Consider the following 14,567-nt stretch of genomic DNA (forward strand, 5'->3'; position numbering starts at 1 on the left):
CTTCTCAGCGCCGATGGTAGTTGGGGGCTCTCTCCCTGTGAGAGTAGGACGTCGCCAGACAAATGAAAAGAGTACCGAAGAGGTACTCTTTTTTGTTTTACTCAACTATTCGTCAAAAATTGATAAATTAAAAATGGCCCTTTATTTGAAGTGATATTTAAAAACGATTGTATGAAGGGATAATCCTGATTTGGCATCATTTTTATTAATTCACTCCACCATTCTGTTTCATATCTGGCTATCATGCTTAAATTATAAAGCAACAAATAATGGATCATTAATTCAGGAAAGAGATTTAAGCTCTTTTTTGTTTTAGGATAAAAGAGCTCTCCATTTTCTAAGTTTAATTTGATTGGAAGCAGGTCATTTATGTTTGAATATGTAATGGTAAAGGGAATATGTTGTTCATTTGTTTCTTTAATCTCTATCTGTGATAATGTTTCGTTTTTCCAATACTCTAAAAAACGTGTTTCTGTCATAAAGTAAGAGTCTAAAATTTCCTTTGGCAGATAATAATCTTCGTTAATCTGCTGTATTTGCAAAAATGTCTGTTTTCCCTCTGTTTGCATAAACATATGATTGAGCTCCGGAATCTGTGCTAACAGCTCCTTCATTGTTGTTTTTTCTCCTTCTAAATGTTTCATGTGAAACATTTTTTCCCCCATGTATGGAAATAACCCACTTTTTTGTATTTTTACTTCATCATGAAAGAAATGATACTGCTGCTTTTTTCTCTTCCTTGTCGAAACTCCATGAGCCAGTACTGATGTGGTTTCAGGATAATTTGGATCCACTGTTAAAATACAAGCCTTTATTAAATGAACTAAACCATAAAATAAGAGAATAGGCTTAATCATTAAGGGAGCTTGTTCTGCTTGTTTGTAATAAATTTGTCCATGTTCTAGATAATATATAAAAGGGTAGCTATTTTCATAACTTTTTTGTTCAGCTAAATCAATGTGCTGAAGCTGGTAACGTTTTTTGAGAAAGGACTGTGAGGAGCTTGCCGAAAAAAAGTATAAAAATGAATCCCAGTTTTTATAATCAAGCATTAATAGGTACCTCCGAGTTTTTAGAAAAGTCCAACATATCAAAGAATCCTTGACAGTATTTTGCCCAATTGATAACCTACTAATAATATTTTCAAGACATGGGGGTCAAAAAGATGTGGGAAAGTAAGTTTGTAAAAGAAGGTTTAACGTTTGATGATGTGTTGCTTGTTCCTTCAAAATCAGAGGTTCTTCCACGTGATGTAAGCTTAAGTGTTCAGTTGACAGAAAAAATTAAGCTTAATATCCCAATTATTAGTGCAGGTATGGATACTGTAACTGAAGCTGAAATGGCTATTGCCATGGCCCGCCAAGGCGGATTGGGTATCGTTCATAAGAATATGACAATCGAGCAGCAAGCTGAGCAAGTTGATAAGGTAAAGCGCTCTGAAAGCGGCGTAATTACAGACCCATTTTTCCTTACCCCGGAACAACAAGTGTACGATGCAGAGCATTTAATGGGGAAATACCGTATTTCAGGTGTACCGATTGTTAATAATCGCGAAGAACAAAAACTTGTTGGGATATTAACAAACCGTGATCTACGATTTATCTCTGATTATTCCATTATTATTTCAGATGTAATGACTAGAGAAAATCTTGTAACAGCACCTGTTGGAACTACTTTAGAAGAGGCTGAAAGTATTCTTCAGAAGCATAAAATTGAGAAGCTTCCGCTTGTGGATGATAAAGGAATTCTTAAAGGACTAATTACTATTAAGGATATCGAAAAAGTAATTGAGTTTCCTAATTCAGCCAAGGATGAGCATGGCCGCTTGCTAGTTGGTGCAGCAGTAGGAGTAACAAAGGATACAATGAAGCGTGTAGAAATGCTTGTTAAATCCCAAGTGGATGTGATCGTAGTTGATACTGCACATGGCCATTCTAAAGGGGTATTAGACACTGTTCGTGAGATTCGTTTTGCATACCCTAAATTAGGAATTATTGCTGGGAATGTTGCAACTGCAGAAGCTACGAGGGATCTAATTGAAGCAGGAGCAGATATTGTAAAAGTAGGAATTGGACCAGGATCAATTTGTACAACTCGTGTTGTAGCTGGTGTGGGGGTTCCACAAATTACGGCTATCTACGATTGTGCTACAGAAGCAAGAAAGCTTGGAAAGGCAATTATTGCGGATGGCGGAATCAAATATTCCGGAGATATTGTTAAAGCACTAGCTTCTGGAGGACATGCAGTAATGTTAGGAAGCCTGTTAGCAGGTGTTTCCGAAAGCCCTGGTGAAACTGAAATTTTCCAAGGCCGCCGTTTCAAAGTATATCGTGGAATGGGTTCTGTTGCTGCCATGGAAAAAGGTTCAAAAGACCGTTATTTCCAAGAGGACAACAAGAAATTTGTCCCAGAAGGAATTGAAGGCAGACTACCATACAAAGGACCGCTAGCAGATACGATTTATCAGTTGGTTGGGGGAATTCGTTCAGGAATGGGTTATTGCGGGACAAAAGACCTAACTGAATTAAGAGAGAACTCTCGATTTGTAAGAATGACAGGTGCAGGCTTAAAAGAGAGCCACCCGCACGATGTCCAAATTACAAAAGAAGCGCCAAACTACTCATTATCATAAATCTTTTAAAAAAAGCAGAGAAGCATTCAGGTTTCTCTGCTTTTACTATGGTAAAAAGTGGTCTAAGGAATAGGTAATTCCTCTGTCTATTTTTTAGTGTCGAATTATGATAAAATATCAAAAGTGTACTAAAAAGTTGGAGGGCTTTGTGTTGAAAAAATTTCGCAAATTTGTAGCTAGTTTTCTTGTACTCGTGATGGTAATAGGACTTTTCCCAAGCTTAAATAAAGCCTATGCAGAGGATATTTTAAATGTTAATGGCGATGCTGCTATTTTAGTAGAAGCAGAGACAGGTAAAGTACTATATTCAAAAAATGTCGATCAGGTCCTTGGTATTGCAAGTATGACAAAAATGATGACAGAGTATCTCCTTCTTGAAGCTATAAAAGAGGGAAGAGTGAAATGGGACCAGGAGTACTCTGTAAGTGAGTATGTATGGAAAATTTCACATGACACGAATCTATCCAATGTGCCTTTGCGCAGAGATGGGAAATACAGTATTCGTGAATTATATCAGGCAATGACTATTTATTCTGCTAATGCTGCAACCATTGCTATTGCAGAAACGATTGCAGGTTCTGAAGAAAATTTTGTGAAAATGATGAACAAAAAAGCAGAAGAACTTGGATTGAAAGATTATAAATTTGTAAATGCAACTGGTTTAAATAATAAAGATCTAAAAGGATTCCACCATACTGGGACGGAAGAAGAAGAGAATGTGATGTCGGCAAGAGCAGTAGCAAAGCTTGCTTCTCATTTGATTAATGACTATCCAGAAGTGCTGGAGACAACAAGTATTCCAAAACTAACATTCAGAGAAGGCACTGATGATGCAATTGACATGCAAAACTGGAACTGGATGCTTCCTAGTCTTGTATATGGATATGAAGGTGTAGACGGGCTAAAAACAGGTACAACTGAGTTTGCTGGGTATTGTTTTACCGGAACAGCTATGAGAAACGGCATCCGCTATATTACTGTTGTTATGAATGCGAAGGATGATAGCGGTAAAGGCACATATAAATCACGATTTGATGAAACAAAGAAAATGTTCAATTATGCTTTTAGTAATTTTACGAAAGAAGAGCTTATTCCAGCTGGCTATCAAGTAAAGGGTCAAAAGACTTTACCTGTTATTAAAGGGAAAAAAGATCAGGTGAAAATCGAAACAAAAGATCCTATTAAAATGGTAGTCAAAAATGGCGAAAAGGAAAACTATAAGCCGAAGCTCGTTCTAGATAAAGATAAATTAAATGAAAAAGGCGAACTAACAGCTCCTATTAAAAAGGGGGAAAAAGTAGGAACTTTAACGATTGAGTCCTCAAATGCAGGTGACTTAGAATTTTTAACTGAAAAAGGAAAAGGCAAAGTTCAGGTTGATATAGTTGCCGCTGATGATGTTGAAAAAGCAAACTGGTTTGTGTTAATGATGCGCGGAATCGGCAGCTTTTTCGGAAATGTGTTTGGAGGAATTTCATCCACTATTAAAGGTTGGTTCTAATTAATAAGGGTTTCCTGTCAAAATGGGAAACCCTTTTAACTTTTTGGGGAGTGATTGGATGTTGCTCTTTTCAGCCTGAGTTCATTGATGACTATCGCATTAGCTCTTAATTTTTTGATTGGTAAAAGAAGTGTAGAAAAATTAATTTGAATAATATAGTTGCAAAAGGTTCATAATTGTAGTACATTATGAATTAAAATTTACTATAATCCAAAGCAATGAGAGGAACTAGTAACAGGTTATTCATTCTTAAGAGAGCCAATGGCTGGTGAGAATTGGCGGTGAAGCTTGTGAATCCATCCTCGAGCAAAGTATGGAACGCCTTTAATGGAGATAATTATCTTCAGGCAAGTAAATACTTTCGGTATAAAACCGTTATGAATTTAAGGTGGGAGGCTTATGCCTTCAACTAGGGTGGCAACGCGGGTAACTCTCGTCCCTTTTTTAGGGACGGGAGTTTTTTGTGTTTTTGCCTATGTACAATCATTAGGAGGGATTAGGATGTTAGACATTAAGTTTTTTAGGGCTAATTTTGAAGAAGTGAAAAAGAAGCTTGAGCATCGCGGGGAGGATTTGACTGATCTTGGAAAGTTTGAGGATCTAGATACAAAGCGCCGTGAATTGATTGTGAAAGCTGAACAATTGAAGAGTAAACGCAATGAAGTTTCTCAACAGGTTGCGACATTAAAGCGCGAAAAGCAGGATGCAGATCATTTAATTGCTGAAATGAGAGAAGTAGGAGATCAAATTAAAGATCTTGACGATGAACTTCGTGTTGTGGAAGAAGAGTTAGATACACTAATGCTAAGCATTCCAAATATACCTCATGAGAGTGTTCCGGTTGGGGAAACTGAGGATGATAATGTGGAAGCGTGGAAATGGGGAGAAGTTCGTCAATTTGATTTTGAACCAAAGCCTCATTGGGACGTTGCAGATCACTTAAATATTCTTGACTTTGAACGTGCAGGAAAAGTGACTGGAAGTCGTTTTGTTTTTTATAAAGGTTTAGGTGCTCGCTTAGAACGTGCATTATTTAACTTTATGCTTGATCTTCACACTGATGAGCATGGCTATAAGGAAGTACTTCCGCCATACCTAGTAAATCGTGCAAGTATGACAGGAACTGGCCAGCTCCCTAAGTTTGAAGAAGATGCCTTCCTTATTGAAAATGAAGATTACTTCTTAATTCCAACCGCTGAAGTGCCTGTTACGAATATGCATCGTGATGAAATTCTAGGTGTGGAAGATTTACCGATCAATTATGCAGCATTTAGTGCATGTTTCCGTTCAGAAGCAGGCTCTGCAGGACGTGACACGAGAGGGCTAATCCGCCAGCATCAATTTAATAAGGTGGAACTTGTTAAATTTGTAAAACCGGAAGATTCTTATGATGAATTAGAAAAGCTTACAAAAAATGCGGAGAAGGTTCTTCAATTACTCGGTCTTCCATATCGAGTAATGAGTATGTGCACGGGTGATTTAGGCTTCACAGCGGCTAAAAAATACGATATTGAAGTTTGGATTCCAAGCTATAACACATATAGAGAAATTTCTTCTTGCAGTAACTTTGAAGCATTCCAGGCGCGCCGTGCTAATATTCGTTTCCGCCGTGAACCGAAAGGAAAACCAGAGCACGTTCATACATTAAATGGATCTGGACTTGCCATTGGACGTACGGTTGCAGCTATCTTAGAAAATTATCAGCAGGCTGACGGCAGTGTAATTATTCCTGAAGTATTACGTCCATACATGGGCAATAGAGAAGTTATTAAGCCAGATTAATTAGTAGTAAAATAAAACATATAGGGCGGGATAAAACCCGCTCTAAATAATTTAAATTAGGATGTTGACATCAATATAATAAGGTGATATATTATTTCTTGTCGATACGGAGGAATACCCAAGTCCGGCTGAAGGGATCGGTCTTGAAAACCGACAGGCGGGTCAAACCGCGCAGGGGTTCGAATCCCCTTTCCTCCTCCATAATAATTGACATCTAACACGCGCATATATTGGAGATGAAAATCGTTACAGTCAAATGTAACGATTTTTTTATTTAGCTTTGTCAAACTATTTTGTTGAAATCTGTTGATTTTGAAAGGTTGTTCTATATTTATGGGGAACATCGTAGTACGGAGAAGATTCACGATGGCAATATAATATGGTAATATATGGGGTGAGAGATTAATAGGAGGAGTAAAAATTTATGATATTTTGGTTTAGACACCTACCGCAATTACGTATGGATTTGTCAGAATGGACCCCCTTTATACCAAATCATTGGTTCAGAAAGCACTATATGAAGTTTGTTTATCTACTCCAGGTCATTATATTTCTGATTCCATATTTCTTTGGAGGATGGTTCCCCCATATCACCACATTCGTTCTTTTCTTAATAGGCCTCCTTGTCTTCATCACTCATGAAACCCTTCACATAATTGTAATAAACAAAAAAGGTGATATTAGTTTAACATTTAGAGGATTATTTTTCTGGCTACATACAAATGCAGTTCTATCCAAACAGAGATTTTGGGTCTTTATGAGCTTGCCCTTCATTGTATTATCAGTAGTGCCTGTCATTGTTTCGTTTTTTGTAACTGAAGATATCAGGTCCATCTTTTTATTTGTGTGTTGGATAAACTCTTTGATTTCTGCCTCAGATATCATTAATTCGTTTTTAATTGCTATTAAACCGAAGAATTCCGTATTTTGCAAAGGCTATTACCAATTGCAATAGTATTTAGGCATGTAATACATCATTCATTGAACTAACAAGTATGATAGTTCAGTTCTTTTAACCGCCCTTCATCAGTGGGGCGGTTTTTCCATAGGTGGAAAATCAACATTTAGTATTAACATAGCCTATTTTTATAAAAGAAAAAAGCCGCCGATTAGCGACTATTTTTTCAGTAATTGAGTTTGCTTCATGAACTCTGCGATGCGTTCGATAATAGGTTCGACTGAGCTTTCGTCATCCATAATATCATAATCATTAATATTCAAGCGGAGCACAGGACAAGCGTTGAAAGAATTGATCCAATCCTCGTACCGTTTATGCATCTCCTCCCAATATTCAATAGGCGTCTGCTGTTCCATCGGGCGTCCTCGTTCATGGATACGTGATAGTATGTCATCTAGAGACCCTTCAAGGTAAATGAGTAAGTCTGGGTGTGGGAAATAAGGGGTCATGACCATAGCTTCGAAAAGACTTGTATAGGTTTCATAATCAACCTTAGACATTGTCCCTTTTTCATAGTGCATCTTAGCAAAAATCCCTGTGTCCTCATAAATGGACCGATCTTGAATAAATCCGCCGCCATATTCGAAAATTCGTTTCTGCTCTTTAAAACGCTCAGCAAGGAAGTAAATTTGCAAATGAAAGCTCCAGCGTTCGAAATCGGCATAAAATTTATCCAGATAAGGATTCGTATCCACTTTTTCAAAGGATGTTCGAAAATGAAGTGCCTCGGCAAGGGCATTCGTCATGGTAGATTTTCCAACTCCAACAGTCCCAGCAATGGTTATGACTGCATTTGAAGGAATTCCGTATTTATTTCTTAACATCATGATTGTATGCTCCCTTTTATTAATGTGTTCGATAAAGTATTTATAATGAATTGAAGGTCTTCTTGATGTTTCACAAAATCTAAATCGTCGCCGTTAAAGCGCAGAACGGTAACTTCTGGATGCTGAGCTTCAAACTCGTTTATCGCTTTGTCATAATCAATGGATAATTGCTCTAAATATAGTGGGCTAATATTCTTTTCAATATCTCTTCCTCTTAGCTTAATACGACTTAGAATCGTTTCAAGACTAGCGTGAAGATATATGACTACATTTGGCTTAGGCATATCGGCTGTTAAAATATCATATATTTTTAAATACTTTTCGTATTCAACCCTATTCAATGAGCGGCCAGCAAATATTAGATTTTTAAAAATATGGTAGTCTGCAACAACAGGTACGTCTTTCTTTAAATAATGGTTGTGAATATCTGTTAATTGTTTATAGCGGTTGCAGAGAAAAAACATCTCTGTCTGAAAGCTCCACTCCTCAATATTTTCATAGAATTTCCCTAAAAATGGGTTTTCATCAACAATCTCCTTAAGCAATGTAAATTGAAAATGGTCAGAAATGGCCTTAGCTAATGAAGTTTTTCCGACGCCAATTGGTCCCTCAACCGTAATGAAAGGGGTTGCTCCCATAATTGTCCTCCTACTCCGAATTGCATTTCTATATGTTTGGGTTCTAAATTTCGATAATAAATGACACAAAATTTATTTTATCACACTATGATAGTGGAAGGGATATGGAATTTTCTAATAAAGGGCAAAGAAAAAACAGCTGCACATAATCAGCTGTTTTTGAATATAATCATGGTCTTTTCACGACATTAAAATTCTCTGAAATTAATAGCCAGTTTTGCGGGAAGGAAAGTCCAAGCTTCCAATAGCTCATTCCTCTTAATTTCAATTCTTTAATCAAGTCAAACTTTGCTTGAATCGAGCGGGCATCCTCAAACCAAACTTCATGCTTTTTTCCCTCGCTATCTGTATAGGTAAAGAATGGGGCTTGTGCAGCGGTGTCATACTGAATAGAAACATTATTTTTTTCAGCAAGCTGGATCGCCTGTTGTGGACTAATTGCACGAGCAAAGGATCCTTGAACAAATGGCAATGTCCAATCATAGCCATAAAGGTTTTGTCCCATTAATATCTTAGAGGAAGGAATCTCTGTTATGGCATATTCTAAAACCTTTCTGACAGGTCCAATAGGGGAAACGGCCATGGAAGGACCTCCGCTATAGCCCCATTCGTAAGTCATGATAACAACAAAATCAACGATTTCACCGTGTGCCTTGTAGTCATGAGCTTCATACCATCGTCCCTTTTGCTCAGCGCTTGTTTTTGGAGCAAGGGCTGTTGATAGAAGCCAACCTTCCTTTTGAAACCTGGCTTTTGCTTTTCTTAAGAACCGATTATAAGCTTCGCGGTCTTCCGGGCGCAGAAATTCGAAGTCAAAATGGATATCCTTGAATCCGAATTTTTTTGCTGTTGCTACTATATTATTTAAAAATTTATCCTGAATCGGAATATCATTTAGAAGTATGCGTCCCAGTTCATCACTAAACTGGTCATTTTCTTGATTAGTAATGACCATCATCAATACATTTCGATTGGCTTTGGCGATGGCAGGGAAATTATTTAATAATGGTTCTTTCAATGATCCATTACGAAGTGCCTGAAAGCTGAAAGGGGCTAAATAGGTCAAATAAGGAGCAGCTTCTCTTGCGCTAGCCTCTAAATTCGGCGCAACCGTTGTTCCTCGAGGTTCTACATAGGCATTAAATTCTGCCCGGAATTTAGGATGGGGCGGAATATAAAGCCTGACTCCAATCTGAAGCGGTGTGTTAACAGAAATGCGGTTAATGGAAGCGAGCTCTTGATAGGAAAGACCAAACCTTCTTGAGATGGAGTACAAACTATCGCCACTTTTTACAGTGTAAAATTGACCGACAATAGGGATTACTAGGGTTTGCCCAACAACTAAATTATTTGGATTAGGAATTTCATTGGCTTCCGCAATATCGTTGGCAGTGGTACCGTAGGCTTGCGCAATACGTGTTAATGTCTGGTTAGGCTGTACAACATGAATTTGCAAAATGATTCCCTCCTTCATTCAAACAAATAACCATCAATTTTGAACACTACAACCATTTTATGAAGGTATTCTAAAGGAAATGATATAATTCCATAAAGGAATAATATAAAAGGATGTAATACGTATGTCTCTGCAAATGGAACAAATGGATGAAATATTAATGCGAGAAGCAATAAATGAAGCAAAAAAAGCTGAACAAATGCAGGAAGTGCCAATTGGGGCGATTATCGCCCATAATGGAGAAATTATCGCAAGAGCTCATAATTTAAGAGAATCTAATCAAAATGCTATTGCTCATGCAGAATTACTTGCAATTGATCAAGCCTGTAAGAAACTTGGCACATGGAGACTTGAGGATGCCGTTCTCTATGTTACACTTGAACCGTGTCCAATGTGTGCAGGTGCTATTATTCTCTCAAGGGTAAAAAGGGTTGTGTACGGTGCAAAGGATCCGAAGGGAGGCTGTGCCGGCACCTTTATGAATCTTTTACAAGATGAACGATTCAATCACCAAAGTGAGGTTGTGACAGGTGTACTTGAAGAAGAGTGTGGGGAACTTCTTTCTGCTTTTTTCCGTCAATTAAGGGAAAAACGAAAGGAAGAAAAGAAACGAAGGAAAATATCACAGTTGGATCAGGATACAGAAATTGTCAGTGAATAGGGTTTGATTTTTTAACAAGTTATTAGTATACTTATAAATGCGTCACCAATGACGCAACTAAATACGGTTTCAACTTTGCCGTGCTAGGTGGGGAGGTAGCGGTGCCCTGTACTCGCAATCCGCTCTAGCGAGGCTGAATCCCTTCCCGAGGCTGGTGTCCTGTAGGGCCTGCCTTAAGTAAGTGGTGTTGACGCCCGGGTCCTGCGCAATGGGAATCCATGAAACATGTCAGGTCCGGAAGGAAGCAGCATTAAGTGGACCATCTCATGTGCCGTAGGGTTGCCTGGGCCGAGCTAACTGCTTAAGTAACGCTTATGGGCGTCAGTCGACGGAAGGTGCACGGCAGTTTAACTATAATACATGAAACTCATCTCTAATCGGGATGGGTTTTTTTGTATAGCGGAAGCGGCTGGCTGTTTCCACTTTTCTAATTTAACTTTGTAATATTTAAATCGAATAAGGTATAATAGTCGAAGAGAATACATAGGAAGGGGGCGTGTCAATGAGTTATCAGGCTTTATATCGGGTTTGGCGTCCTCAAAGCTTTATGGATGTTGTCGGTCAGGAGCATGTAACAAAGACATTGCAAAACGCCCTGCTTCAGGAGAAAATCTCCCATGCGTACTTATTTTCAGGCCCTCGGGGAACTGGTAAAACGAGTGCTGCAAAAATTCTGTCAAAGGCAGTTAACTGCGAGCGGGCCCCAATAAGTGAGCCATGCAATGAATGTCCTACTTGCAAAGGCATTACAGACGGGACTATACAAGATGTAATTGAAATTGATGCAGCATCCAATAATGGTGTAGAGGAAATCAGAGATATTCGGGATAAAGTAAAGTATGCGCCGAACGTCGCTAAGTACAAGGTCTATATTGTCGATGAAGTTCATATGCTTTCCATTGGAGCCTTCAATGCATTATTAAAGACACTTGAAGAGCCGCCGAAGCATGTTATCTTTATTTTAGCTACGACTGAACCTCATAAAATTCCGCTTACTATTATTTCAAGATGTCAAAGATTTGATTTTAAGAGGATTACTGCTCAGTCTATTGTAGGTCGAATGAAGCTAATTGTTGATGAAACGGGCGTACAGTGTGACGAACATGCATTGCAAGTCATTGCTAGAGCGGCAGAAGGCGGTATGCGTGACGCTTTAAGTTTGCTTGATCAAGCTATTTCATTTAGCCAGGACCGAGTGACAATTGAAGATGCTTTAACCGTAACAGGAGCTGTATCACAAGGTTTTTTAAATAAATTGGCTCATGCGGTTATGGATAAAAACGCAGCTGCAGGTCTCGAATGCTTAGAGGAATTGCTTTTCCAAGGAAAAGATCCTTCGAGGTTTGTCGAGGATTTCATTCTTTATTACCGAGATATGCTTCTTTTCAAGGCTGCTCCAAATTTGGAGGAATCACTTGAAAGAGTCATGTTGGATGAAGAATTTAAAGCATTGGCAGAAAAAATTCAGCCTGAAGAGCTATATGAATTAATTGAAGTTTTAAATAAGGCACAGCAAGATATGCGCTGGACGAACCATCCGAGAATTTTTCTAGAGGTAGCGATCGTTAAGCTTTGTCAGCTTGAAAAAAGAGGATTACCAGCATCGTCTGGGGATCTTCAGCCATTACTTCAAAAGATCGAACAGCTAGAACAGGAAGTCAGCTTTTTAAAACGGAACGGAGTTGCTGTTCAAGAAGAAGGGCAGCCAGCTGTTCAGAAAAAAACGCCACGGACATCACGAAGAGGTTTCCAAGCCCCTGCAGGTAAGATTAATGAAATTTTAAAGGTAGCTACCAAAAATGATTTAATGGCCATAAAAAGCAATTGGGGAGAAATGTTAAATAGATTAGCCAATAATCAAATGCGCTCACAAGCAGCTTTACTTAATGAAGCAGAGCCTGTTGCAGCGTCCCAAGATGCTTTTATTATAAAATTTAAATATGAAATTCATTGTCAAATGGCGATGGACAATATGAAGTTTTTAGACATATTATCTAATATCCTTTATGAGCTTTTAGGAAAACGACTGCAATTGGTGGGAGTACCTGATGAGCAATGGCAAAAAGTTCGAGAGGATTTTCTACAGAGTCAACATGAGGATGGTACAGAACAAGCAAGTTCAAATGAGGAAGAACCATTAATCGCCGAAGCAAAAAAACTATTTGGTGATGATTTAGTAGAAATTATTGACTAATTATAATATGGAGGTACAAAAACATGCGTGGTATGGGAAATATGCAAAACATGATGAAGCAAATGCAAAAAATGCAAAAGAAAATGGCTGAGGCTCAAGAGCAGCTAGGTGAAGAACGAATTGAAGGAACTGCAGGCGGTGGAATGGTTACTGTCATCGTTTCTGGCCACAAAGAAGTAATTGAAGTAAACATTAAGGAAGAAGTAGTTGATCCAGAAGATATTGAAATGCTTCAAGATCTAGTGTTAGCTGCAACAAATGATGCTCTTAAGAAGGCTGAAGAATTAACAAACAGCACAATGGGCCAGTTTACTAAAGGATTAAATCTGCCAGGAATGTTCTAATACTCCAATTTCAGCTGAAGTGCTTTAGGTAGGGCACTTCCGCTTTTCTTTGTTTAGCACCAGTGCCTGATGTCTAGTCCTTTGCTTTTGGGTCTAACTAAGGCACTTTGCTTTTCTTATAAGGAGGAATTTATAATGCACTATCCTGAACCGATATCTAAGCTGATTGATAGCTTTATGAAATTGCCAGGTATCGGCCCGAAAACGGCCGCTCGTCTGGCTTTTTTTATATTAAGTATGAAGGAAGACACAGTTCTTGATTTTGCAAAAGCTTTAGTTAATGCAAAGAGGAATTTGTCATATTGTTCAGTTTGTGGTCATATTACAGATCAGGATCCTTGCTACATTTGTGAAGATCAGAGAAGAGACCAAACTGTCATTTGTGTAGTCCAAGATCCTAAAGATGTCATTGCTATGGAAAAAATGAAAGAATATAATGGTTTATACCATGTATTACAAGGGGCTATCTCGCCTATGGATGGAATTGGGCCAGAGGATATAAATATTCCTTCTCTGTTAAAAAGACTGCAAGATGATACTGTACAAGAAGTCATCCTTGCTACAAACCCTAATATAGAGGGAGAAGCGACAGCTATGTATATTTCTAGGCTATTAAAGCCGTCCGGTATTCGTGCTACACGAATAGCCCATGGACTCCCTGTTGGTGGGGACCTTGAATATGCTGATGAAGTGACTCTATCAAAAGCACTTGAAGGAAGAAGAGAAGTTTAATTGACACCGCAGAAGGTTATTGCGCTTTCTAATGGAGGCTGGGATTATGTTATTTCGCAGAAGGGGCTGGCTGCGAAAGGAGTTCGATGAAAAGCTATTGGATAAGGTTTATGACTTAAGGGACATCTGGACCAACCAAAAAACCTTAGTTGAAAAGAGCTTTGATCCTTCCGCAGAGATTATTACACAAGCAAAACTTGCAGAGGCAAAATACTTTTTTCTTTTTAAAGAAGTAAAAAATAGAAATATCTCATTGCACAAATAAAATATAGTCACTCTCCTCCGTTCGAGGTCTTTTTTGTACATCCTTTTCATAAATTGATAGTACAAGTTTCTCGAAAGGAGGATTTTCTTATTGGAGCCTGTGGTCGTTATCTCCATTTTAGGAGGCTGCATTTTATTACTTCTCTTTATTGGTACTCCGTTAAAACCGGTTAAAATGGTTGGACAAGGAGTAATTAAAGTACTAATCGGTGCATTGTTTTTATTCTTTTTAAATACATTCGGGAATCAATTTGGAATTCATGTCCCGATTAACTTAGTTACAGCTTCAGTCTCTGGATTTTTAGGGATTCCTGGTTTATTCTCCTTAGTAGCAATTCAAACTTGGGTAATGTAAATACATGAACAGCTGCAATTATTAGTAGCTGTTCAATATTTTTTATAAATGAGTTGACAATCTAATAATTCACTGATAATATATTTAAAGTCGTTACAAAAACTTTGTGATTTAAAAATTAGTTTCAATAAAAACTTATTGACAAATGTTTTTGAGAATGATATATTTAAAAGGTCGCTTACGAGCGGTGAAATAGTTCTTTGAAAACTGAACGAACAAAAAA

14 protein-coding genes, 1 tRNA gene, 1 other RNA gene and 1 other annotated feature are annotated in these 14,567 nt (G+C 38.1%); of the genes, 12 read left to right on the forward strand and 4 right to left on the reverse strand.

Annotated elements, in window-relative coordinates:
• Nucleotides 1-101 precede the first annotated feature (101 nt).
• Nucleotides 102-1,052, reverse strand: a complete 951-nt coding sequence (locus tag H0173_RS08495; RefSeq protein ID WP_221845929.1) for a YaaC family protein — start codon at nucleotides 1,050-1,052, stop codon at nucleotides 102-104.
• Nucleotides 1,053-1,165: 113 nt separating this feature from the next.
• On the opposite strand from H0173_RS08495, the gene guaB reads away from it, so the two are divergent.
• From guaB to H0173_RS08520, 5 genes are all read left to right on the forward strand, one after another.
• Nucleotides 1,166-2,632 carry an IMP dehydrogenase gene (gene guaB / locus H0173_RS08500; protein ID WP_221845930.1) on the forward strand — a complete coding sequence of 489 codons (1,467 nt, stop codon included), beginning with the start codon at nucleotides 1,166-1,168 and terminating at the stop codon, nucleotides 2,630-2,632.
• Between the two features lie 196 nt (nucleotides 2,633-2,828).
• The gene (locus H0173_RS08505) at nucleotides 2,829-4,133 is read left to right on the forward strand and encodes a D-alanyl-D-alanine carboxypeptidase (RefSeq protein WP_260631101.1); all 1,305 of its coding nucleotides are present in this window, start codon (nucleotides 2,829-2,831) and stop codon (nucleotides 4,131-4,133) included.
• 209 nt (nucleotides 4,134-4,342) lie between these two features.
• Nucleotides 4,343-4,577 (forward strand) — a binding site (T-box leader).
• Between the two features lie 57 nt (nucleotides 4,578-4,634).
• Nucleotides 4,635-5,915, forward strand: a complete 1,281-nt coding sequence (gene serS / locus H0173_RS08510; RefSeq protein ID WP_221845932.1) for a serine--tRNA ligase — start codon at nucleotides 4,635-4,637, stop codon at nucleotides 5,913-5,915.
• 108 nt (nucleotides 5,916-6,023) lie between these two features.
• Nucleotides 6,024-6,116: transfer RNA gene (locus H0173_RS08515), tRNA-Ser, on the forward strand.
• Between the two features lie 259 nt (nucleotides 6,117-6,375).
• Complete coding sequence (locus H0173_RS08520) at nucleotides 6,376-6,870, forward strand: DUF3267 domain-containing protein (protein ID WP_221845941.1); 495 nt, start codon at nucleotides 6,376-6,378, stop codon at nucleotides 6,868-6,870.
• A gap of 161 nt (nucleotides 6,871-7,031) precedes the next feature.
• On the opposite strand, the gene H0173_RS08525 is transcribed toward H0173_RS08520, so the two are convergent.
• The 3 genes from H0173_RS08525 to H0173_RS08535 form a co-directional block, all read right to left on the reverse strand.
• Nucleotides 7,032-7,700 carry a deoxynucleoside kinase gene (locus tag H0173_RS08525; RefSeq protein WP_221845933.1) on the reverse strand — a complete coding sequence of 223 codons (669 nt, stop codon included), beginning with the start codon at nucleotides 7,698-7,700 and terminating at the stop codon, nucleotides 7,032-7,034.
• Nucleotides 7,697-8,338 carry a deoxynucleoside kinase gene (locus H0173_RS08530; protein ID WP_221845934.1) on the reverse strand — a complete coding sequence of 214 codons (642 nt, stop codon included), beginning with the start codon at nucleotides 8,336-8,338 and terminating at the stop codon, nucleotides 7,697-7,699. The genes H0173_RS08525 and H0173_RS08530 overlap by 4 nt, the downstream gene beginning before the upstream one ends.
• Nucleotides 8,339-8,507: 169 nt before the next feature.
• Nucleotides 8,508-9,794 (reverse strand): glycoside hydrolase family 18 protein, encoded by a 1,287-nt coding sequence (locus H0173_RS08535; RefSeq protein WP_221845935.1) that lies wholly within the window; start codon nucleotides 9,792-9,794, stop codon nucleotides 8,508-8,510.
• Nucleotides 9,795-9,930: 136 nt separating this feature from the next.
• Here H0173_RS08535 and tadA point away from each other — a divergent pair, with 136 nt between their 5' ends.
• From tadA to H0173_RS08570, 7 genes are all read left to right on the forward strand, one after another.
• Complete coding sequence (gene tadA / locus H0173_RS08540; RefSeq protein ID WP_221845942.1) at nucleotides 9,931-10,455, forward strand: tRNA adenosine(34) deaminase TadA; 525 nt, start codon at nucleotides 9,931-9,933, stop codon at nucleotides 10,453-10,455.
• 78 nt (nucleotides 10,456-10,533) lie between these two features.
• An RNA gene (gene ffs, locus H0173_RS08545) (signal recognition particle sRNA large type) lies at nucleotides 10,534-10,798 on the forward strand.
• Between the two features lie 159 nt (nucleotides 10,799-10,957).
• Nucleotides 10,958-12,649 (forward strand): DNA polymerase III subunit gamma/tau, encoded by a 1,692-nt coding sequence (gene dnaX / locus H0173_RS08550; RefSeq protein WP_221845936.1) that lies wholly within the window; start codon nucleotides 10,958-10,960, stop codon nucleotides 12,647-12,649.
• A gap of 23 nt (nucleotides 12,650-12,672) precedes the next feature.
• Complete coding sequence (locus H0173_RS08555) at nucleotides 12,673-12,993, forward strand: YbaB/EbfC family nucleoid-associated protein (protein WP_221845937.1); 321 nt, start codon at nucleotides 12,673-12,675, stop codon at nucleotides 12,991-12,993.
• Between the two features lie 135 nt (nucleotides 12,994-13,128).
• Complete coding sequence (gene recR, locus H0173_RS08560; protein WP_221845938.1) at nucleotides 13,129-13,725, forward strand: recombination mediator RecR; 597 nt, start codon at nucleotides 13,129-13,131, stop codon at nucleotides 13,723-13,725.
• Nucleotides 13,726-13,771: 46 nt separating this feature from the next.
• Nucleotides 13,772-13,990: a YaaL family protein gene (locus H0173_RS08565; protein ID WP_221845939.1), complete on the forward strand. Its 219-nt coding sequence runs from the start codon at nucleotides 13,772-13,774 to the stop codon at nucleotides 13,988-13,990.
• Between the two features lie 90 nt (nucleotides 13,991-14,080).
• Nucleotides 14,081-14,344, forward strand: coding sequence for a pro-sigmaK processing inhibitor BofA family protein (locus H0173_RS08570; RefSeq protein ID WP_221845940.1), 264 nt, complete (start codon nucleotides 14,081-14,083; stop codon nucleotides 14,342-14,344).
• Nucleotides 14,345-14,567: the final 223 nt, after the last annotated feature.

This window comes from Bacillus sp. S/N-304-OC-R1 (genome assembly GCF_019749375.1).
Lineage (GTDB): Bacteria > Bacillota > Bacilli > Bacillales > Cytobacillaceae > Cytobacillus.

What these genes read in the sequence shown, in the direction of transcription:
- H0173_RS08520 (WP_221845941.1), top strand. Translation starts at nt 6,376, where the DNA reads ATGGATTTGTCAGAATGGACCCCCTTTATACCAAATCATTGGTTCAGA.
- dnaX (WP_221845936.1), top strand. Translation starts at nt 10,958, where the DNA reads ATGAGTTATCAGGCTTTATATCGGGTTTGGCGTCCTCAAAGCTTTATG.
- H0173_RS08555 (WP_221845937.1), top strand. Translation starts at nt 12,673, where the DNA reads ATGCGTGGTATGGGAAATATGCAAAACATGATGAAGCAAATGCAAAAA.
- H0173_RS08505 (WP_260631101.1), top strand. Translation starts at nt 2,829, where the DNA reads ATGGTAATAGGACTTTTCCCAAGCTTAAATAAAGCCTATGCAGAGGAT.
- tadA (WP_221845942.1), top strand. Translation starts at nt 9,931, where the DNA reads ATGGAACAAATGGATGAAATATTAATGCGAGAAGCAATAAATGAAGCA.
- H0173_RS08565 (WP_221845939.1), top strand. Translation starts at nt 13,772, where the DNA reads ATGTTATTTCGCAGAAGGGGCTGGCTGCGAAAGGAGTTCGATGAAAAG.
- serS (WP_221845932.1), top strand. Translation starts at nt 4,635, where the DNA reads ATGTTAGACATTAAGTTTTTTAGGGCTAATTTTGAAGAAGTGAAAAAG.
- H0173_RS08530 (WP_221845934.1), bottom strand. Translation starts at nt 8,338, where the DNA reads ATGGGAGCAACCCCTTTCATTACGGTTGAGGGACCAATTGGCGTCGGA.
- H0173_RS08495 (WP_221845929.1), bottom strand. Translation starts at nt 1,052, where the DNA reads ATGCTTGATTATAAAAACTGGGATTCATTTTTATACTTTTTTTCGGCA.
- recR (WP_221845938.1), top strand. Translation starts at nt 13,129, where the DNA reads ATGCACTATCCTGAACCGATATCTAAGCTGATTGATAGCTTTATGAAA.
- guaB (WP_221845930.1), top strand. Translation starts at nt 1,166, where the DNA reads ATGTGGGAAAGTAAGTTTGTAAAAGAAGGTTTAACGTTTGATGATGTG.
- H0173_RS08525 (WP_221845933.1), bottom strand. Translation starts at nt 7,700, where the DNA reads ATGATGTTAAGAAATAAATACGGAATTCCTTCAAATGCAGTCATAACC.